Below are 19335 nucleotides of genomic sequence, written 5' to 3'. Positions count from 1 at the left end.
TATATTTAAACTTATGAATAACACAGAAAAAATCATCACAGAAATCAATGGATTTCACAGAGATATTGAAGCTTGGTTTCGTGGAGAACAAGATCAAAACAGGCTTTACAAAAAGCTTCTGTCGGGATTTGATGCAGATTTCAGAATGGTTACAGGAAACGGCGATACTGTGACTTTGGCTACATTTTCAGAATGGCTTCCGGGAGCATACGGTAAATTTCCGGAACGCAGCATTGTCATTGAAAATATTGATGTTCAAATTACAGAAAGCCATGGACTGTCTTCGTACATTGAGATCCAGACAACCGGATCTGTAGTGACACGGCGGAAGTCATCAGCTGTCTTTGTGATACGGGAGGAAAAAGTATTCTGGCTTCATCTTATTGAGAATTGGATCTGACTTTTTAGGACAGGATTCTTGATTTTAGATTTTGGCTAAAGCCAGGTGATCAAGGCATTTTTTTGTAAGCGGGCTAAAGCCCGCTCCTATTGAATTTTAATAACAAGATCTTTTATCTTTTATCTTTTATCTTTTATCTTTTATCTTTTATCTTTTATCTTTTATCTTTTATCTTTTATCTTTTATCTAAAAATCACTCACTAATTTTATACACACACCGCTGTCCACCGGAAAGAATATGGCTTACTCTTTCCACCTGATACTCTTTGCCGATCAGGTTCCGGAAGTTGGAAAGCTCTGCCCGGCAGAATCCCTGACATTCGGTGGCAGCGGCACATATCGGGCAGTGGTTTTCTATGAGGAAATACTCATTGCCTTCTTTCGTCCATTCTGCCATATAGCCTTCTTCACTTCGGGCCTGTACCAGCACTTCTAACCGTTGTTCCAAGGATTCTGCTTTTACCAAAGCTTTTTCATAGCGTTCGTACGTATTTTTTTCTCTGTCATTGATCAGCAAATCCAATGCGTTTTCTCCCAACAAATTTTTCACAGACCTCAGGATCTGTACAGTTACGTCGGCATGGGAATCCGGAAACTGCGACAATCCTTTTTCCGTAAGGGTATAGTAGGTTGAAGGTCGTCCGACCCCTTCACTTTTTGCGACAGGCCGGATGAGTCCTTCCACAGCAAGATTCAGTAAATGCTTTCTTGCACCTTCTTTTGTTATGGAAAGCTCTTTAGAGATCAGAAGCGATGTCGCCTCCCCTCTCATTTTTAAGAACATCAGGATTCGGTCTGCTGCCGGCTTCTTCATTTTACAATAATTTAGTTGTTTTATTTTGTACAACAAATATAGTCATTTTCTATAATCTTTAGTTTTATATATTAAATTACAGCTATTCAAGTGTTTAAAGTAAAATACGTCCATCCAATAAAACAACAATAAAGTTGTTTTATTAAAATATATGATTACCTTTGGAATACATTAATTAAAAAAATAAAAGCAATGAGCACATTTACACTACCTCAGCTTCCTTATGCTTACGATGCACTGGAACCATTTATAGATAAAGAAACAATGACCATTCATCATCAGCGTCACCATCAGGCTTATGTGGATAATCTGAATGCAGCTTTGAAGGCGTCGGATGAAACTTCAGACGATCTGGACTCCATCCTTCAAAGAATCAGTGAATACAGCCCTGCCGTAAGAAATAACGGTGGCGGACATTTCAACCACTCATTATTTTGGGAAATTCTCTCTCCACAACCTCAGTTAAACCCTGAAGGAAAGCTGGCAGAGGTTATCATCTCCACTTTTGGAAGCCTTGAAAACCTTAAGGCTGAAATGAAAAAAGCAGGTCTTGGACAGTTTGGATCCGGATGGGTATGGCTGTTTGTAAAATTTAACGGTTCGCTGGCTGTGGCCTCTACTCCCAACCAGGATAACCCGATGATGGATATCCAACAGGTCAACAGAGGTTTTCCGATTCTTGGAATTGACGTATGGGAACATGCTTATTATTTAGCTTACCAGAATAAAAGAGCGGATTATCTGGATTCATTCTGGTCTGTTTTAAATTGGTCAGCCGTAGAGAAAAAATACGAAGAAGCTCTTTCAAAAATTAAATAACTAACTTTAATATTGATTACAAAATCAATTATGGATCAGAAAATATTCATCAATAAAGCGGAAGCCTCCGGAATCATTGCCCTTGATCTCTCAGACTACAGACCAACTACAGAAATTATGGAACTGGATATCAAAGATCATCTTTTCATGGGAATAATTGTAAAGGAAAAGGAATTTAAGGAATCCATTGCTGCCGTAGACTTTTCTGTATACAACGAAAAAGCTGTAGCAATTATTTGTTCTACGGATGCTATTATTCCGCCCTGGGCATTGATGATGTTAATGGAAAAATTATCTCCTTATGCCATTTATGCAGATTTAAATAATACAGAAACGGTTCTGCTGGATCTTTGGAAACGCCGCCTTATGTATGCAGATCTGAGATCATATAAAAATCAGAAAGTTGTTGTCCGGGCAAAAGCTGATCATGATCCTTCTCTGTACTTATTGGCAGCCGGACTTTTGAAACCTTTGGTCAAAACTTTGATGTATGGTGAAATAGGTCTTCCGAAAGTAATCTTTAAAAGTTAAAAGCAATGAAAGCACTTATATTAAACGGTTCTTTAGAAAAAAGACCTGAATCTACTTCCGGACGAATTTCCCGATACTTTGCAGAAAGGCTGGAGCAATCAGGCTTCCAGACAGAGATCTTTACATTGGCAGATTCGGGAATTCCACTTTTTGACACTGCCCTTACTAAAACTCCTTTGACTGTAGAACGCATGTGCCAGCTATTTCTGGAGGCAGATATTCACTTCTGGTTAGCTCCGCTTTATCACGGCAGTATTCCGGGAGTAATGAAAAACTGTCTGGACTGGCTTGAAGTTACAGCCAATCATTATCAGCCTTATCTCACGGATAAAACGGTTGGCCTGGTTTGCTGGGCAGATGGCCTGCAGGCTATGCAGGGCATCAATACTATGGATGCGGTTGCAAAATCTCTGCGGGCATGGCCTCTTCCTTTCAGCATACCTATTATCAGATCAGCATTATTTGATCCGGAAGATCCGGCAAAAATATCTTCTTTATATTCTGCTAAATTTGATCAGATGATCGGCATTGCAACTACGAAGAGAATAGGAAAGATATAGTAAAATTACAACCCATTGTTTTTTCATTTAAGTTATGTTTAAACGGAGATTTCTCGGGCTATAACAAGTCAGGAGAAATCTCTTTTAAATCTTTTTAAAAAAATATAATATGGCTATTACAATAACCGATGACTGCATTAACTGCGGAGCCTGTGAACCCGAATGTCCTAATTCAGCAATCTATGAAGGCGCTGTTGACTGGAGGTGGCAGGATAAAACAAAGCTTTCCGGAAAAGTGATCTTTCCGGATGGAGCGGAAACAGATGCAGAAGCTTACCAACAGGCTTATTCGGACGACGTTTACTATATTGTTCCGGGAAAATGTACAGAATGTAAAGGATTTCATGAGGAGCCGCAATGTAAAACGGTATGCCCGGTAGATTGCTGTGTGGATGATCCTGAGCACCGTGAAACCGATGACATTTTATTCAGCCGCCAAAAATTCCTTCACTCTTAAGATAAGTGAACACATTAATTAGAAACCAATATAAAAGCGGGAATAAACCCGCTTTCATTTTATGACTTGTTTTTAGAAACAAAATATCTCAGCTTATAAGGCTTTTATTTCATTATAAATTTTCTGTGTGACAGGCGTTTCAATACTCAATTCTTTTCCGAAATTCAAAACGGCACCCCCTAATAATTCAAGTTCATTATTTTCTTTTCCGGAGTTGACGTCAAGTTGTAGAGATGTCGGAGTTTCAAAAGGAAATGTAGCTGCTTTTTCAAATGTTTTCTGAATAATATCTTCATCCAGAGCAATTCTTTTTTTGTCAGCAATCCTTTTAATTTCTTTCATGATTTCAGAAGCTTCAGTTCTCTGATTTTCATCTGTGCATACTGTTCCGATAGAAGAATTGTGTTTAGCTGTCACCAGTCCGAAACTGGCAATGAAAATATATTTCGTCCAAATATCTGCCAGTGAATTATCTTTAAAATCAAAATCAATTTTACTTTCTTTCAATATATCAACAATCCAGTCCACATCCGCAGAAAAATGTTCAGGATCTCTTCCTACAATCATTTTCCCTGCTTTTCCTTTATGCTCTACAATTCCTTTTTCTTTGATATGGGAAGCTACATAGAGACAGGTCGGCAAAATAACGTTATCAGGAATTATTTTTCTAATTCTTTCGTAAATATCCGCACCATTCATCATGGGAAGCAGTACTGTTTCGCTGCTTATCACCTCTTTAAGCTGCTGGCAAATATTTTCCAGGTCATATTCTTTTACACAGATCAATATTAAGTCTGCATTTTTCACATCACTGATATTCTGCTCTATGGCATCAGGATGAGTATGATCTACAGGGTGCTCAGACGAGAGAAGAACCAGTCCGTTTTCTTTTACCTTCTGATAGGTTTCTCCTCTTGCTACAAAACTGACTTTATATTTTTTGGAAGACTCATTTTCCTGGTTGATTTTAAAACCGAAATATCCGCCTACTCCACCCAATCCAAGCACTGCAATATGTTTCTTGCTCATAAATTTATTTTTAACAAAGATGAGATCCAAATTCTAATATATCACTTGACAAATGAAAAGAAATTAGATTTCAGATTTCAGACATGAGACCTGAGACTTTTATTAATATTAGAAAATGTCAATCGTTAATTTTGCTTTGCAAGTGAATAGTAAATGATAAAGTCAAGATGCAAGACATCAGATACCAACCGACAATTCATTAACTCAATCACTAGGAACCAGCAACGTTATTTTAACCAGCAACTCAATACACTCCTATACTCTCAAACCCAAAAACCCTCCAACTCTAAAACCTGTACGGTTACATTTTATGAATGTCTCTTCTGATGCGACTTAATGAGCTGTCTTTAATTCCCAGGTAGGAAGCGATGATCTTTAGAGGAACAAACTGGAAAATATCGGGATGCTTTTTCATCAGATTAAAATATCTGGTGGAAGCTTTCTGGCTGGCCATTTCGATCAAGCGGTCATGGATGCTGTAATAATTAAGAACAAAAAGAAGCCTGCTGAATTCTCTGAATTCCGGGATGTTATGAAAGTTGTGCTGTACATTTTCCAAACCTGTTTCCCAAAAAGAACATGCAGTAATGGTTTGGTATGTTTCTTTCGCAGGCTGCTGTCTGAAAAACGACAGAAAGTCGTTGACAAAACAGGGCGCTGCATAAATATTAGTGGTAATTTCTTCGTTGTCCTCATTAAGGATAAAGGAACGGACATAGCCTTTTTCCAGGAAATAGGTTTTGGTACTGATCTCATCTTTATTCAACAAAACTTCATTCGCTTTGAGTTCAAAGTGACTGAATGTCTCTGTGATTTTTCCAACCACTTCTTCTTTAATGTCAAATAAGGAATGGAAATAATTATTAATCGGGGACTTATTCATTATAATAAAGTACTGCAGTAAGGATCAAAATTAAGCAAAATCCGGAACAGTTCCTTTATGAATCAGTTTTATCAATAAACCGTATCGATACAATGTGTGTGACAACTGAAAAAAAATAAAGAGATTTGTATCTTCGAATATTCAACATTCAAAAATTATTAATATTGAAAACTCAGCCCGTTATTGCAGTTCTGTTTCCAGGAGATATGGGAACCCAAATAGCAAAAGCACTTATAAACCACAACTTTAAAGTTATCACTGCAGGAGAAGGAAGGTCGGAAAGAACATTACAGAATATAAAAGAATTAGGAATTATTGATACTCATTTTCTTCAGGATACTGTTGAGCAGGCTGATGTTATCCTTTCGCTTACCAGCCCGGAAGGAAGCCTGAAAGTAGCGGAAAGCATTATTTCCTGTCTGGAAAAAGCTTCAAACTGCCCTCTCTATGTCGATTTAAACTCTAATACTCCAGCTCTTGCCGCCACTATTGAGCAACTATTTTTGTCAATAGATATTCCATTCGTGAATGGAGCAGTAATGGGAGCTTCCAAAGATATTCCTGACCATGCTGTATTGGTGGTGAGCGGTATGTACAGAAATTTGTTTATCAATCTGTTTGCTCCTGTTTTTAAAATAAAAGATGCCGGTGAAAAAACAGAGGCAGCATCAGCATACAAACTCCTATTTTCTATGGTGAATAAAGGAATGAACGCCTTGTTTTTTGAAACCATGACTGCAGCAGCCCATTTCGGAATCCTGGATGAACTGAACGAAAGTCTTCAGGAATTCCTTCCGGGAACCTATCAGGACCTCATGAAAACAACGCCTACCTATCCTCAGCACATTGTGAGAAGAATTGATGAAATGAAAGGTCTGGCCGAAATGCTGGAAAGTGAAAATCTCCCTAACATCATTGCTTCCGGAACTGCGCAAACCTTTGAAAGGGTTTTAGAATCTGGTATTTTTGAAAATGAAAAACCTGAAGGAGTCATAGAAACGCTGCAGAATTTTAAAAAACTATAATTGAGATTTAGAATTCTTCCCAGCCTTCATTCTGCGGGTCATATTTTGCAAATTCACCCGTATCTGTAAACTCAGATGCAGTCATTCCTACTTCAAAAATGGAACTTTCACTCAAATTTGCATTGAAATAAAGGCCTTTATCGGTAAGTAAGGCATTTCCAAAATCTTCATCAGGATGGCTGAAATGAATTCCCGTTTCATCTTCTCTTACCAATGCATATTTATACTTTAAAAGGCGTTCTTTCAATCCCGCTATCTGTTCTCCCGTGAATGGAACAAGATTTTCTTCACGGTCAAAAAAGCTGTCGTCATCGGCGGCCTTCTCTTTTTCTTTTGTTTCAATGCTGAATAACTGGATATTATAGCTCATGAGGGATATGTGATTATACGTTTGCCAATATAATACTTTTATAGGTATCTATACGGTCTGTTTCTTTAAACATATTACAGAGAATGATTAATTCATCTGTACCATACTCGTCCGCTTTTTCCCGGAGCCTCGCTGAAATATTTCCCGGTGTATCTGTAATGATATGATCCAGGATTTTAAAAAATTCTTCTTCATCTTCACTTCCCAATATTCTCTGTTCAACTGTTTCTGAGGGAAGAAGTGCTTCCGGCGCCTGTATATGCCTTGCCTGCAGAAACTGATAAGCCATTCCGTAGGCATTGTATTGAGCTGATTTCAGATCTTCTGCTACAGATACCGCAACAGCCACCTGGAGCGAAGGAACCGGACTGTACTGGTTTCTATCGAATTCGCTTAAATAAGTTTCGGTACTTTTCGTCCCCTGATCATTTCTCATAAAATCAGCATATGAATACCCCACGCCATGTTGAGCTGCTTCCCTGGCAGATTGAATTCCGGAGCCAAGCCATAGGATTTCAGGCAGGTGAGTAAGGCCTTTTGGCTGGGCAATAAGCCCTTCATAGACTCCCTTTTCTTCTTTAATGTATTGTATGATCTCTTCAAGTTTAGTTTCCTGACTGGATAAAACAACGGGGCGGTGGTTATTCAATGCGGATACGGCATCTTTTAATCCTCCCGGAGCTTTCCCCAAACCCAGGACAAACCGTTCTGGATAAAGACTTTCCAGCATTTTGGCCCATTCTGCGATCTTGTAGGCCGAATAATTTTTCATCATGATCCCTCCGGTTCCTACTTTGATTCGTTCAGTTTTGCTTAATATGATGGCAGACAGAATTTCAGGACTTGAACTTCCATACGCTTCCACTCCATGATGTTCGGAATAGATGACACTATGAAATCCTGCTTTATCAGCAAACAGCGCCAGATCAATGCTGTTCTTCAATGCCTGTAGTGAACTGCCCCCTTCAATGGTCGGAGATTGGTCCAGGATCCCTAATTTCAATTTCATACCTGCTGGTTGCTTTTAATTTAAAACTAAATATTTACCGATTGAACACTTATACTTTTGAAGATGAACATGAGTTCCTGAAAACTTTTTATAAAAATACCAAAAATTTAATGATCTGTTAAAAGCATCCTTCCTGTTTATTGATAATTTTGGGCAGATTTAAACTGGCTATGTTGTACATTTTAATGGTTGTTATCCTGCAGGCTGTAATTACGCTGGCTGTCTTACTCTGTCTTGCCAAGAACAGAAAGTCTTTTCACAATATGCTATTGCTCTACATTGTGACCGTAGTAGTGGATATGGGCTATGAATATTTCATCATCCAAAGATTCGGCTATGAATCTATTCTTTATGAAATACCGGGCAGCCTCAGAGTTTTTAAGGGTTTGATATTTCTGTACATTACTTTTTATCTGATTAATTTCAAACACCGGGACAAACTGAAATACCTGCTCTACCCTTTCTCGCTGATCGTTCTCATCCATACCTTGGGATTGTCAGCAAAGCTATTCGGTTACAAAGAAGGAGATCTGATTATTAACTTGTACTCAAAGTATTTTGCTAATTATTATATTCATTATTGGACAGGAAGTCTTTTCATCTGTATTGTTCTATTGTCCCTGTATCAAAAAAAGATCGAAAACCCTTTTATAAAAAAATTCCGGCTATTTTTATCTTTTGTGTTAGGGAGTGTTTTGGTTTTCTGGTCAAGCTACAAATTAGGGCTGGATATTCTTCTGTTTCAAAAAATGTATAACCTTTCATTTTTAATCCAGTTTGCCTGGATATTGTACGTTTATATTTTAACGTACCACGAACAACAGAAAAAAGACACCCTTATAGTCCCTGAAGAGCCTCTTTTTAAGGAAAAATACCAATACAAGGATCTTTCTAAAATAGATTTTGAGAAGGTAAAATCTTCTATAGAGGAATTTTATGACAAAAGCATTATCTATCTGGATGAAGACTTTACCCTAGAGCAGCTTTCACAGTATTTATCTATTTCCAGAACCGATCTTACCATTACGTTCAGCCAATATCTTTCTTCCAACTTTCATGAATATACCAACCGTAACCGTGTTTTACAGTTCAAACGTATGCAGGAAGAAGAGCCTGATTCCAATGTTACGGACCTAGCCTACCAATGCGGATTTAAGTCCAAGTCTACCTTTTACAAATATTTCAAAAAAGAGTTCAACTGCCTGCCAACAGATCATGTTTTATAACGTCCAAATGCTATATTACAATTATTTAACAAATACAAACAACTAAAAATCAACACATTAAACAATGTTTGAATCTAAACAAGTCTGTTAAAATTTAAATGAACTGAATTCTTTCTCAGGGAAAACATCTTTGTGCAAAATTTATAAAATGTTACGAAGAAGATTTTTTTTAACCACTGCAGCTGGCTTTTTTCTCGGGGGCCTTGCGATGGCCCAAACCACAGTCCATGGCATTGTGACTGATCAGCAGGGAAACCTGCCTAATGCTTTAATCTATATAGAAAATAAAGCAGAAAAAATAACGTCGAATACGGACGGGTCTTTTGTATTAAGCAATATTCCTGACGGAAATTACAGACTGATTATTGAATATACAGGCTACGAAAGTATATATTTACCTTTTATAGTCGCTGATAAGAAGGCGGTTGATCTTGGCTTGATCAGCCTAGGCGAAAAAAAAGCGAAAGAGAATGCCATTCAGGAAGTAGTGGTCACCAGCGCTTATAAAGCGTCACAGGCCCGGGCTATTACCATGAAGAAAAACTCTAACACCATTACGGAAGTTCTGAGCGCAGATGCTATCGGGAAATTACCGGACCGTAATGCTGCAGATGCGGTACAGCGTATGCAGGGAGTCTCCATTGAAAGGGATATGGGGGAAGGACGTTTTGTTGCCGTGAGAGGTACTCCGGTTCAATGGACTTCTTCCACATTGAATGGCAGCAGAATGCCGAGCGCAAGTGGTGATAATGCCAACAGAGGAGTCCAGATGGATATCTTCCCTTCTGAGCTTATACAAAGTGTACGTTTATCCAAAGCACTGACTCCTGATCTTGATGGCGACGCTATCGGCGGAAATGTGGATTTCATTACAAAAACATCCCCCAACAAAGAAACACTGGCCATAAGTACTGCTACTGGATATGTAAATATGTCCAAATCTCCAACGTTTAACTCTTCCATCGTTTATGGAAATAAAATTACGGAAAAGCTGAAATTCATTTCCTCTGCGGTGATATGGCAACGGTCTAGTGCCATAGACCAAATGCGGAATATTTTCAATTATGGTTTAGCAGATCAGACAGCATCTTATTCCATCAATCAGTTACAGCTTCGTGATTATCTGGCAGACAGAAGAACTTTAGGGTTCAATTACGCAATGGACTATGACATCAACAGTAAAAATAAATTGTACTTCAAAGGACTCTACAGTCAATACAAAGATGGACAGTCTGTTCGGGAAACCTATTTTAATTTTGACTCTAAGAATGTAACTCTTCAGGCAAGACATGCCGATTATCTTACCGATTTATATTCCATGCAGGTGGGTGGAAATCATCAGGTTGGCCAGCGTTTAGAAATAGACTGGTCTTTGTCTAAAGCCAGATCAAGTTTTAAATTTAATTCTCCGGAAAATTTAGACGACCATGACAGAGGCTACCCGATCATCAATTTTGTGCAGCCTATGACCTATGGAAACCTGGCCTCTGATGGCAGAAAATACTTTGCCATGGATGCTCCAGGCGGAACGGGTGATCCGGCAGACTTTACCTTACCTCATAATCAGAGCCCGGTTTCTGCCAACCAGCTAAAACTGAATCAGGTGATCCTCAGTCAGAATCGTAACAGCGAAACCGATCTTCGGGGTCAGGTGGATCTGAAATATACCGTTTCGGAGCATTTTAAACTTCAATTCGGAACAAAATTCAATAATAAAGAAAAAGTAGTTGATGCTGCGGTATTGGTTTGGATGCCGAAATCAGCACTGGGTATTCCGGGATCTCCGTTAAGCTATATGAGCCAGTTTGAACAGACACCCTTTCCTTTTAAAGGAGGTTTTATGAATCCTATCGGCAATCCTTATCAGTCAGTCATGATCAACCAGATCACTAACGGACAGATCGACCAATTTTATAATGCTGACACCCAAAATATTCTGGGACTGCAGCAGGTAAGCGGAAAGAACAGCAATTCCAACATGACCAGCTCCTACAGAGGAACAGAAAATGTGTGGGCCACCTATGTAATGGGCACATGGCGGGTCAATGAGAACTTTCAGCTGGTGGGCGGTGTAAGAAATGAATATAATGATATTTCCTTCTACGGCAAGAAAGTAGTTTCCGATAAGTCAGGAACTGTGGCAGAAGATATTAAAGACGGGAAAAAATACAACCTATTTCTGCCTATGATCAATATGAAATGGAAATTGACCAAAGACCGGATACTGAGAGCTGCATACACCAGATCTTTTGCCAGACCTGATTTTAATGACCTCAACCCGGGAACTATTGTCAATGATCTGTCCAATACTGTTGTCCAGGGAAATACTCAGCTGAACCCCACTTTTTCCAATAATTTCGATCTGATGTTTGAAAACTATTTCGGAAAACTTGACCTTGTCACCGCCGGAGCTTTTTATAAGGACATTACCGATCTGATCTACAAAGACCAGTCTATCCTTAACATCAATGGACTTCCATACACCTTTACCACTCCTAAAAATTTAGAAGGGGCAAAACTATACGGCTTCGAAATCGGAATCTCCAAACGATTTGAAAGGCTTCCCGGATTTCTGAAACATCTTGGTTTTGAAGGAAATTACACCTATATCAATTCCGAAATGAAAATGCCAGTCTATGAAAACGGAAAACAGACCGGAACCATGAAAACGACCATTCCCAATCAGGCCAAGCATATTTTTAATACCATATTATTTTTCGAAACCAGTAAGCTCATGCTCCGTCTGGCTGGAAATTATAAGGGAGATTACGTCAGCGAAATAAGAACAGCTGCCGGTCCCGATCATTATCAGCATTTTGATAAAAACTTTACGGTAGATGCTTCTACGTCGTACAGCATCAATAAAAATATCAGACTGTTTGTAGAACTGAATAATATTTTCAACGAGCCCAACCGGTATTATATGGGAGAAAAATCCAGAGTTGAGAACCTCTCCTATTCCGGAATAAGAGGCCAGCTTGGTGTTAATTTCAATTTTTAACAATACAAAATAATTATCCACTTTATGAAAAAGTATATGTATACTGCTGCAGTAGCTGCAGCCTCACTATTCCATGCCCAGGAAAAATGTAAAAACATCAGAATTAACCAGATACAGGTGCTGGGAACTCATAATTCCTATGCAGAACCGGTAGATCCCAAAGTATTGGATCTGGCAGCGCCTATTATCAAAAATCTGATGGCAAAATACAGTTCAGGAATGTCCTCTGAGCAGAAAGCTAAATTCCAGGAATACCATCCTAACGGAATGGATTTTACAGAGGCCCTCAATTATAATCATCCCAGTTTTACAGAGCAGCTTAATGCCAATCTCCGCGGCCTTGAGCTGGATGTTTACTATGATCCGGACGGCAACCGCTTTAATCATCCGGCATCCTACCGCGTCTTACAGGAGAAAGGCGTAAAAGATCTGGCACCGCACAATACCAAAGACCTGGACCAACCCGGATTTAAGCTTCTGCATATGGCAGATATTGATTTCAGATCGCATTATCCGACGTTAAAAGATGCTCTTAAGGAACTTCGGAAATGGTCGGATCAGCATCCTCAGCACACGACCCTATTTATTATGGTGGAAGCCAAGGACTCCGGATTTCCTATTTTCCCTAATTCTACCCAGGTTTTACCTTTTACCAAAAAAGCTTATGATGATCTGGATCAGGAAATTTTACAGTATCTGGGGAAAGATAAGATCATTACTCCTAAAGAAGTACAGGGCAAGTTTCCTACACTGCGGGAGGCTGTCGTTCATAATAACTGGCCAAAAGCAGAAGACAGCAGAGGAAAATTCATATTCATGCTGTTACCGGGAAGTGCAGGAACTCAGTCTACTAAAAACAGTCCTTATCTTATTGACGGTTCTCTGGAAAAAAGACTAATGTTCATGGAAAGTGAGCCGGAGGACAGTTTTGCAGCCTTTATTTTAAAAGATAATGCAATTGTACGGCAGCAGGACATTCAGGCTCTGGTGAAGCAGGGATTTATGGTACGAACAAGGGCTGATATTGAAACCTATGAAGCCAAGGTCAATGACCTTACCCGATCAAAAGCAGCCTTCAGCAGCGGTGCACAGGTTGTTTCTACAGATTTTTTCCGGCCCGGAAATGTTTATGGAACATCCTATTTTATAAAACCTCCCCAGGACAAAGATTATATCCTGAATCCTATCAATGCGGATTGTCACTAAACCTAATGAAGCATCTTCAAAATTATATTTGAGGATGCTTTTTATTTATCAACCAAGATAGGTTCTACTTTATTGCCACTTCTTTTGGATGTGTTAACGATGTGATCCTTGCCTTCGCATAACTAATCTGTTCTTTTTCTTTCTCAGAATCCGGTTTATTTTTCAGATACAGATTATAGTAAGTTACTGCATTTTTAGCCTGTTTCAGGTTGAGGTCATACAAAAGGCCCAGACGATAGTAGATAGTGTTACTGTTTTTAAACATCAGGCCTCTTTTGTAGGCTTCCAGAGCATCTGAAAAACGATTTTTGGATTCATAAATTCCTCCCAAAGCGGTATAATAAAGTGCTGTATGATCAGAAATACCCTCATCAATGGTCTTTTCAGCATATATGGCAGCCTGATCATATTCCTTAAGCTCACGGTAACTTAAAGCCATAAAATACAGAGTCCCTTCATTCTGAACCCCAAGATCTTCCAAGGTTTTAAAAAGTGCTATACACCTTTGATAATCTTTTAAATAAAAATAAGCCTGTCCCATTTCATTGATCACGTTGACATCTGTATTTTTTTTCAGAAGATTTTCTCCGGTTTCAACAACCTCTTTGTATTTGCCCAACAGGTTAGCTATCGGAAGTTGGGCCTGCTGCAACGTAAAATTATCCTTATCTGCACCAATAGCTGTTTCAAGGACATCATAAGCCTGCTGATATTGTTTGATTTCCCGGTAAGCCACAGCAAGATCGTAAGCAATATCCGGCTCTGTACGGTTTAAGGCATTTGCTTTTTTGAGGTATTGTAATTTGGACTCAGGAGTATCTCCAAAACCAGCTAACTGTTTGTACGCACTGAAATTAAGGCTGTCCAGCTGAATAATTTTCAAAAGATACGCTTTAGCATTCGCTGCATTCCCTCTCTTGGAATTGATACTGGCCAGGCTGAATAAAACCGGAAGACTTCCCGGTTCTACAGCATTGACCTTTAGATAATTTTTCTCTGCTTCCGGAAGTTTTCCGGACATCATATTGCAATATGCCATCTGCGTCAGAGCTTTTACATCTTTTGTATCTTCAGGATATACACTCTGCAGATATTGGGCAGCTTCAGCATAACGCTGTGATTCATAATATTCAAGAAGTTTTTCCTTATCAATCATCTGAGCATTGATCCCTGAAATGGTAAAAATAAAGAAGCATATAAAGATTGGGAATTTCATTATTGTGATTTATAACTAAATTATCAGTTATTTGGATATTTTCCAAATTTTAGACTAAAATTATTCACAAAATAAAGATTTATATAGGATTGAGTTAAAATTGATCACTTAAGTCCAATTTCTTGTAATTTAGTTTTTTGAAAAATTATAACAGAAGTATACTTCTATGGACAACGAATTCTACTGTAAATTTATTCAACCGGACCCATCACTGGACAGCTTTGTAGAAAATATAGGGATGTTTCATAATCCTGCAGTTGAAGCAAAAGAAGTGGTTATACTCCCTGACGGAAGGGTCGATTTATTTTTTATGCGATCCGGTGCGAATGAGCCGTTCAATGTTTTTCTCATCGGATTAGAAACTGCACCTGAGCAGAGAAGTATTCCTTCCGGCACGTTTGCTTTTGCCGTCAGTTTCCGTCCTCTTGCCGTGGAATATATCCTCCATACTTCCATTGCAGACCTGATCAACAGTGGTAAGAATCTTCCTGATGATTTTTGGAATCTGAATGATGATGATCTTAAAAATCTTGAAACATTTACTCTAAAAATAACAGAAAAAATAACAGAACTACTGCCGCAAACCGTTGATGAAAGAAAGCATAGGCTTTTTGACCTCATCTATGCATTAAATGGCGAAATGAGCGTGAAAGAACTTTCAGAGAAAACAGGCTGGAGCAGCAGACAAATCAACCGTTATTTCAATCAGCAGTTCGGACTTTCTTTAAAAGCCTACTGCAGTATTCTGCGTTTCAGAGCCTCTTTAGGCCATATTGCGGAAGGCAAGCTATTTCCTGAACTTAATTTTACAGATCAGACGCATTTCATCAAAGAAATCAAGAAATTTTCAGGGGTAGTCCCAAAGGAATTGTCCAGGAACAAAAATGACCGATTTATACTATTATCCGTATTGAAACAAAAATAATTTTGCATCAGTAAAATTAAAATTACAATACAATGTTAGTAGAAAATAAATCAATAGCCATAGTAGGTGCCGGTCCGGGAGGATTGACGCTGGCAAGACTTTTACAGCTTAAAAATGCCAATGTAAAGGTATATGAAAGAGATCTTAATAAAAACGCCCGGGTTCAGGGTTCTCCGCTTGATATGCATGAAGGATCGGGAATGGATGCCATCCGAAGTGCTGGTCTCCTGGATGAATTTAAAAAGAATTACCGTCCCGGAGCAGACAAAATGCTGATCGTAAATGAACACGCAGAAATCATATTCACCGACCACGAAACAAAACCTGATGAAGATTTTGGTAACAAGCATTTCCGTCCGGAAATAGACCGCGGACCATTGAGAAACATGCTTCTGGAATCTCTGGAACCTCAAACAGTGATCTGGGACAGTCATTTTATTGCGATGGAACCTAAAAATGGAGGCTGGCAGCTGCAATTCAAGAACGGTTTTTCGGCCTATGCGGATATTGTCATTGCTGCCGACGGTGCCAATTCTAAGATCCGCCCTTATCTTACAGACCTGAAGCCGATCTATTCAGGAATTTTAATGCTTGAAGGCAATGTATATAATGCAGAAAAAACGGCTCCGCATATCAAAGAACTGATCAGGGACGGAAAAATAATGGCTTTTGGAACTCATAAAAATCTGCTTATGGGCCAGAAAGGAAGTGGCGATCTTGGATTTTATACAAGTTTCAGAACCAATGAAAACTGGGCTAAGGAAAGCGGTCTGGATTTCTCTGATCAAATGCAAATACTGGAATGGTTTAAAAAAGAATATGCTGAATGGAGCAGCATCTGGTACGAGCTTTTCGAAAATGCCTCTGTCCCTTTTATTCCGCGTCCTATTTATTCTATGCCTCTGGATCAGTCATGGGAAACAAAACCCAATCTCACCCTGCTTGGAGATGCAGCTCATGTAATGCCTCCGTTTGCAGGAGAAGGAGCCAATATGGCAATGCTGGATGCATTGGAACTGAGTGAATGTCTGACATCGGATCGGTTCACTACTCTGGAGGAAGCCATCAGTCATTATGAAATTCAGATGCGCAAAAGAGCTGCTGAAGCCACAAAAGATTCCCTGGAAAATGGTGACAGAATGCATTCCAAAACGGCATTAGATGATATGCTGGAATTTTTCAGCAGTCATTAAAATAAATTAATTTTTCCGGGCTTTTAAAGATCGGAGACTTCCAGCTCATCAAAGTCTTTGACCTCTGAAAGAGCCATCAGTCCGAGACATTATTTTTTTTAGCTATTTCAGTCAGTGAGCATGCGCTTTATGAATTTTAATTCAGAAGAATATTCCGATAAGAAGTTTTACATATATTTGAAATCAGGGAAAGCATCAATCGTTTTCCGTAATAAATATATTCTAACAACTAAAAAACAGACATGAAAAAAGTAACAGGAATCGGAGGTATCCTTTTCAAATCGAAGGATCCAAATGCAATAAATGAATGGTATAAAACCCATCTCGGCCTTGAAACAACTCCCTACGGAACCAGTTTTGAATGGCGTGAAAGTGAAGATACTTCTAAAAAAGGACTTACACAATGGGCTCCTTTTACAGAAACTACCAAATATTTTGAACCTTCTACGAAAGATTTCATGATCAATTACAGAGTGGAAAATCTGGAGGCATTGGCAGAGGAATTAAAAAAGGAAAACGTTACGATTCTGGACACTATCGAAACTTATGATTACGGAAAATTCCTGCATATTCTGGATCTGGAAGGAAACAAGATTCAATTGTGGGAGCCGATTGATTAGTTGTTGTTTAAATTCGTTTAAGAACAAATGATCATATATAAAATTAAAAGTCCGGTATAGTCCGGACTTTTTCTTTGTTAAGTTTTTTAAGGCATCTATTGGGTCACTTTGATCATTGCCCGGGTAATCTGATCTTCTTTTTCTTTTGAATAGGCAGAATCGAAAGGTTGCATCACATCGAACAAATATTGATAGAAAGGAGTGATCTTTTGTACATTTTCAGATTCCTTTATCGCCTTTTCTTTACCCATCTGCTGAAGATCTTTGAGGAAAGTGTTGAATTTCTTATCAATCGGTTCTATAGATTTTACCAGGTAAGCATATGCCTTTTCATCCTGTCCCAATTTCTTATAAGCATCTGTAACCGCTGATACCACCATCGAGTATTCCATTGGCTTCACTCTCATCTGCTTAGCTGACTGTCTCTGAAATGTTGGGGAAAGACTCAGATAGTAATCGTACTCTTCAAAGATCTCTTTTTTCAGGATTTCTGCCAGCTGCAGACCTTTCTTCTCCTGTCCTGCAATGATATATCCGGTGACCATAGAGCTTAATGAGCGTGGATCATTATATTTTTCAGCAGGAATTTCTTTTGAGGCAAGATCTAATAATTCTATAGCTTTAGCTTTCTGTCCTTTTAATGCCAATGTCGAAGCAGCCCTTCCGGCCGTCATTCTGTAACCCATAATGTTTGAGGTGGCTGCTTCATCATAATGAATATTCAGGTCTTTAAAATTGCCCCATCTGAAGTTTTTCACAACATTATAAAGTGAGTTGACCTCTACCCTGCCCATATCACCATCCAGGTTTGGAGCTGTATGAATAGGCACTAATTTGTAGCTGAAACCTTCAAACTGAAGATATTCGTCAAGATAAAAGATATTCTCGCTGTCGTAGATTCCTCCTGATGAAAAGTTGATGGGACGTTTCCAGTCGAAATTGGCCAACATATCCAGCATCATGAGGTTGTTTTTATAAAGCGTGTTTCCTTTATAGGTAATCATGATCTGGTTCACTACATCCGGAAGATCTGCCTGGGTGATAATTCCTGCTTTTAAAGCATTTTCTTTATTAACCGGAAGAATGAACTTGTTTACCGGAAGAATATTATATTCCGCATATTTTTCTTCACCGAAGTACATTTTCAGAAGCTCATCTTTTTCAGGAGATTTAAACTTTAGAAAGTTGATTGCTTCCTTCAATGTCAGTGAATCCTGTGTAAGGTATTTTCTGAAGGTTCCGAATTGCGTATCAGGGACACCCTGTTCTTTCAGCATAGAAAAAATTCCTTCCCAGTCTTCTTTCTTCATCATGTAGATCTGGTCGTTTACACCGTCTCTGTAGTCCTCGTGAGTCAGTTCACTTGGAATTCCTGCTGCATTGTATGTTTTTCTCTTTGCCTGATCAATATACCATGGAGTCGCCAGCAGGGTGAAATTTACGGTTTTTACATCATCGCGGAACCGCTCTGTTTCCTGAATAGCCCACACAGGGAAGGTATCGTTGTCCCCATAGATAAAAATGATATCATCTTTAGACAGTGATTTCAGGAATGAATAGGCATAGTCGCGCGCTGCTGATTTTTTGCTGCGGTCATGCGGCGTATAGTTCTGGAATCCCATCATAAAAGGGACACCCAATAAAACTACTCCCAAAGCAATGTTTGCTCCGTTTGATTTTATCTTAGACTGGATAAACCATAAGATAGCTCCGGCTCCAAGGCCAATCCAGATCGCAAATGCATAGAAGGAACCGACCATCGCATAATCTCTTTCCCTTACTTCAAAAGGCTTCACGCCTGTGTAGAAAACAATTCCGACACTTGTTAAAATAAATAATGAAAGCAGTGCATAAAATCTTCCAAAGTCCCTGTTAAGCTGGAAAAAGAAACCGATCAACCCTAAGATTAAGGGTAAAAAGAAGAATTTAACCGTACTTTCATTCTTGAATTTTGCAGGCATTTTATCCTGGTTTCCAAGCAGTGCATTATCGATGAAAGGAATTCCGGAGATCCAGTTTCCTTTGGTGTTTTCCATATTTCCTTCAAGATC

General features: G+C 38.9%; 18 protein-coding genes and 1 pseudogene. 12 read left to right on the top strand and 7 right to left on the bottom strand.

Going from position 1 to position 19335, the window contains the following annotated elements:
• Nucleotides 1-13 precede the first annotated feature (13 nt).
• Nucleotides 14-400, top strand: coding sequence for a hypothetical protein (locus tag ACTJIV_RS11565; RefSeq protein ID WP_440627589.1), 387 nt, complete (start codon nt 14-16; stop codon nt 398-400).
• Between the two features lie 193 nt (nt 401-593).
• Here ACTJIV_RS11565 and ACTJIV_RS11560 read toward each other — a convergent pair whose 3' ends face one another.
• On the bottom strand, nt 594-1214 hold the full coding sequence (locus ACTJIV_RS11560; protein ID WP_111959706.1) for a helix-turn-helix transcriptional regulator: 621 nt from the start codon (nt 1212-1214) through the stop codon (nt 594-596).
• A gap of 192 nt (nt 1215-1406) precedes the next feature.
• Between ACTJIV_RS11560 and ACTJIV_RS11555 the strand changes: the two genes are divergently transcribed.
• From ACTJIV_RS11555 to ACTJIV_RS11540, 4 genes are all read left to right on the top strand, one after another.
• Nucleotides 1407-2033 carry a superoxide dismutase gene (locus tag ACTJIV_RS11555; protein WP_111959704.1) on the top strand — a complete coding sequence of 209 codons (627 nt, stop codon included), beginning with the start codon at nt 1407-1409 and terminating at the stop codon, nt 2031-2033.
• 30 nt (nt 2034-2063) lie between these two features.
• Nucleotides 2064-2564, top strand: coding sequence for a DUF2480 family protein (locus ACTJIV_RS11550; RefSeq protein WP_223559846.1), 501 nt, complete (start codon nt 2064-2066; stop codon nt 2562-2564).
• A 5-nt stretch (nt 2565-2569) separates the two neighbouring features.
• The gene (locus ACTJIV_RS11545; RefSeq protein WP_440627586.1) at nt 2570-3124 is read left to right on the top strand and encodes an NADPH-dependent FMN reductase; all 555 of its coding nucleotides are present in this window, start codon (nt 2570-2572) and stop codon (nt 3122-3124) included.
• A 109-nt stretch (nt 3125-3233) separates the two neighbouring features.
• On the top strand, nt 3234-3581 hold the full coding sequence (locus ACTJIV_RS11540; RefSeq protein ID WP_440627584.1) for a 4Fe-4S dicluster domain-containing protein: 348 nt from the start codon (nt 3234-3236) through the stop codon (nt 3579-3581).
• Nucleotides 3582-3674: 93 nt separating this feature from the next.
• Here ACTJIV_RS11540 and ACTJIV_RS11535 read toward each other — a convergent pair whose 3' ends face one another.
• Both ACTJIV_RS11535 and ACTJIV_RS11530 read right to left on the bottom strand, forming a co-directional pair.
• Entirely contained in the window at nt 3675-4610 is a 936-nt protein-coding gene (locus tag ACTJIV_RS11535; RefSeq protein ID WP_440627582.1) for a ketopantoate reductase family protein, read from the bottom strand.
• 301 nt (nt 4611-4911) lie between these two features.
• Entirely contained in the window at nt 4912-5493 is a 582-nt protein-coding gene (locus tag ACTJIV_RS11530) for a Crp/Fnr family transcriptional regulator (protein ID WP_336379199.1), read from the bottom strand.
• A gap of 164 nt (nt 5494-5657) precedes the next feature.
• On the opposite strand from ACTJIV_RS11530, the gene ACTJIV_RS11525 reads away from it, so the two are divergent.
• Complete coding sequence (locus ACTJIV_RS11525; RefSeq protein WP_440627580.1) at nt 5658-6518, top strand: DUF1932 domain-containing protein; 861 nt, start codon at nt 5658-5660, stop codon at nt 6516-6518.
• Nucleotides 6519-6525: 7 nt separating this feature from the next.
• Here ACTJIV_RS11525 and ACTJIV_RS11520 read toward each other — a convergent pair whose 3' ends face one another.
• Nucleotides 6526-6888, bottom strand: coding sequence for a hypothetical protein (locus ACTJIV_RS11520; RefSeq protein WP_440627578.1), 363 nt, complete (start codon nt 6886-6888; stop codon nt 6526-6528).
• 13 nt (nt 6889-6901) lie between these two features.
• Nucleotides 6902-7897 carry an MsnO8 family LLM class oxidoreductase gene (locus tag ACTJIV_RS11515; protein ID WP_336379196.1) on the bottom strand — a complete coding sequence of 332 codons (996 nt, stop codon included), beginning with the start codon at nt 7895-7897 and terminating at the stop codon, nt 6902-6904.
• Between the two features lie 170 nt (nt 7898-8067).
• Between ACTJIV_RS11515 and ACTJIV_RS11510 the strand changes: the two genes are divergently transcribed.
• The 3 genes from ACTJIV_RS11510 to ACTJIV_RS11500 all read left to right on the top strand — a co-directional run bounded on the left by ACTJIV_RS11510 (nt 8068) and on the right by ACTJIV_RS11500 (nt 13330).
• Nucleotides 8068-9123 carry a helix-turn-helix domain-containing protein gene (locus ACTJIV_RS11510; RefSeq protein WP_440627576.1) on the top strand — a complete coding sequence of 352 codons (1056 nt, stop codon included), beginning with the start codon at nt 8068-8070 and terminating at the stop codon, nt 9121-9123.
• Between the two features lie 148 nt (nt 9124-9271).
• The gene (locus tag ACTJIV_RS11505; RefSeq protein ID WP_440627574.1) at nt 9272-12124 is read left to right on the top strand and encodes a TonB-dependent receptor; all 2853 of its coding nucleotides are present in this window, start codon (nt 9272-9274) and stop codon (nt 12122-12124) included.
• 24 nt (nt 12125-12148) lie between these two features.
• A complete protein-coding gene (locus ACTJIV_RS11500; protein WP_440627572.1) occupies nt 12149-13330 on the top strand; it encodes a phosphatidylinositol-specific phospholipase C domain-containing protein in 1182 nt (393 codons plus the stop codon).
• 64 nt (nt 13331-13394) lie between these two features.
• Here ACTJIV_RS11500 and ACTJIV_RS11495 read toward each other — a convergent pair whose 3' ends face one another.
• Nucleotides 13395-14546 (bottom strand): tetratricopeptide repeat protein, encoded by a 1152-nt coding sequence (locus tag ACTJIV_RS11495; RefSeq protein ID WP_440627570.1) that lies wholly within the window; start codon nt 14544-14546, stop codon nt 13395-13397.
• Between the two features lie 166 nt (nt 14547-14712).
• Between ACTJIV_RS11495 and ACTJIV_RS11490 the strand changes: the two genes are divergently transcribed.
• The 3 genes from ACTJIV_RS11490 to ACTJIV_RS11480 all read left to right on the top strand — a co-directional run bounded on the left by ACTJIV_RS11490 (nt 14713) and on the right by ACTJIV_RS11480 (nt 17284).
• Entirely contained in the window at nt 14713-15471 is a 759-nt protein-coding gene (locus ACTJIV_RS11490) for a helix-turn-helix domain-containing protein (RefSeq protein ID WP_440627568.1), read from the top strand.
• Between the two features lie 32 nt (nt 15472-15503).
• Nucleotides 15504-16664, top strand: coding sequence for an FAD-dependent oxidoreductase (locus ACTJIV_RS11485; RefSeq protein ID WP_440627566.1), 1161 nt, complete (start codon nt 15504-15506; stop codon nt 16662-16664).
• A 242-nt stretch (nt 16665-16906) separates the two neighbouring features.
• Nucleotides 16907-17284, top strand: a complete 378-nt coding sequence (locus ACTJIV_RS11480) for a VOC family protein (protein WP_111959672.1) — start codon at nt 16907-16909, stop codon at nt 17282-17284.
• Nucleotides 17285-17379: 95 nt separating this feature from the next.
• Here the strand turns inward: ACTJIV_RS11480 and ACTJIV_RS11475 are convergent.
• A pseudogene (locus ACTJIV_RS11475) lies at nt 17380-19335 on the bottom strand (DUF2723 domain-containing protein); the annotation flags it as partial.

Origin of the sequence: Chryseobacterium sp. 22532 (assembly GCF_052044665.1) — a bacterium.
In the GTDB taxonomy this organism is placed as follows: domain Bacteria; phylum Bacteroidota; class Bacteroidia; order Flavobacteriales; family Weeksellaceae; genus Chryseobacterium; species Chryseobacterium lathyri.
This window is presented reverse-complemented; position numbering and strand designations above follow the sequence as displayed.

What these genes read in the sequence shown, in the direction of transcription:
- ACTJIV_RS11520 (WP_440627578.1), bottom strand. Translation starts at nt 6,888, where the DNA reads ATGAGCTATAATATCCAGTTATTCAGCATTGAAACAAAAGAAAAAGAG.
- ACTJIV_RS11515 (WP_336379196.1), bottom strand. Translation starts at nt 7,897, where the DNA reads ATGAAATTGAAATTAGGGATCCTGGACCAATCTCCGACCATTGAAGGG.
- ACTJIV_RS11555 (WP_111959704.1), top strand. Translation starts at nt 1,407, where the DNA reads ATGAGCACATTTACACTACCTCAGCTTCCTTATGCTTACGATGCACTG.
- ACTJIV_RS11500 (WP_440627572.1), top strand. Translation starts at nt 12,149, where the DNA reads ATGAAAAAGTATATGTATACTGCTGCAGTAGCTGCAGCCTCACTATTC.
- ACTJIV_RS11535 (WP_440627582.1), bottom strand. Translation starts at nt 4,610, where the DNA reads ATGAGCAAGAAACATATTGCAGTGCTTGGATTGGGTGGAGTAGGCGGA.
- ACTJIV_RS11545 (WP_440627586.1), top strand. Translation starts at nt 2,570, where the DNA reads ATGAAAGCACTTATATTAAACGGTTCTTTAGAAAAAAGACCTGAATCT.
- ACTJIV_RS11550 (WP_223559846.1), top strand. Translation starts at nt 2,064, where the DNA reads ATGGATCAGAAAATATTCATCAATAAAGCGGAAGCCTCCGGAATCATT.
- ACTJIV_RS11505 (WP_440627574.1), top strand. Translation starts at nt 9,272, where the DNA reads ATGTTACGAAGAAGATTTTTTTTAACCACTGCAGCTGGCTTTTTTCTC.
- ACTJIV_RS11485 (WP_440627566.1), top strand. Translation starts at nt 15,504, where the DNA reads ATGTTAGTAGAAAATAAATCAATAGCCATAGTAGGTGCCGGTCCGGGA.
- ACTJIV_RS11490 (WP_440627568.1), top strand. Translation starts at nt 14,713, where the DNA reads ATGGACAACGAATTCTACTGTAAATTTATTCAACCGGACCCATCACTG.
- ACTJIV_RS11510 (WP_440627576.1), top strand. Translation starts at nt 8,068, where the DNA reads ATGTTGTACATTTTAATGGTTGTTATCCTGCAGGCTGTAATTACGCTG.
- ACTJIV_RS11480 (WP_111959672.1), top strand. Translation starts at nt 16,907, where the DNA reads ATGAAAAAAGTAACAGGAATCGGAGGTATCCTTTTCAAATCGAAGGAT.
- ACTJIV_RS11495 (WP_440627570.1), bottom strand. Translation starts at nt 14,546, where the DNA reads ATGAAATTCCCAATCTTTATATGCTTCTTTATTTTTACCATTTCAGGG.
- ACTJIV_RS11565 (WP_440627589.1), top strand. Translation starts at nt 14, where the DNA reads ATGAATAACACAGAAAAAATCATCACAGAAATCAATGGATTTCACAGA.
- ACTJIV_RS11530 (WP_336379199.1), bottom strand. Translation starts at nt 5,493, where the DNA reads ATGAATAAGTCCCCGATTAATAATTATTTCCATTCCTTATTTGACATT.
- ACTJIV_RS11560 (WP_111959706.1), bottom strand. Translation starts at nt 1,214, where the DNA reads ATGAAGAAGCCGGCAGCAGACCGAATCCTGATGTTCTTAAAAATGAGA.
- ACTJIV_RS11540 (WP_440627584.1), top strand. Translation starts at nt 3,234, where the DNA reads ATGGCTATTACAATAACCGATGACTGCATTAACTGCGGAGCCTGTGAA.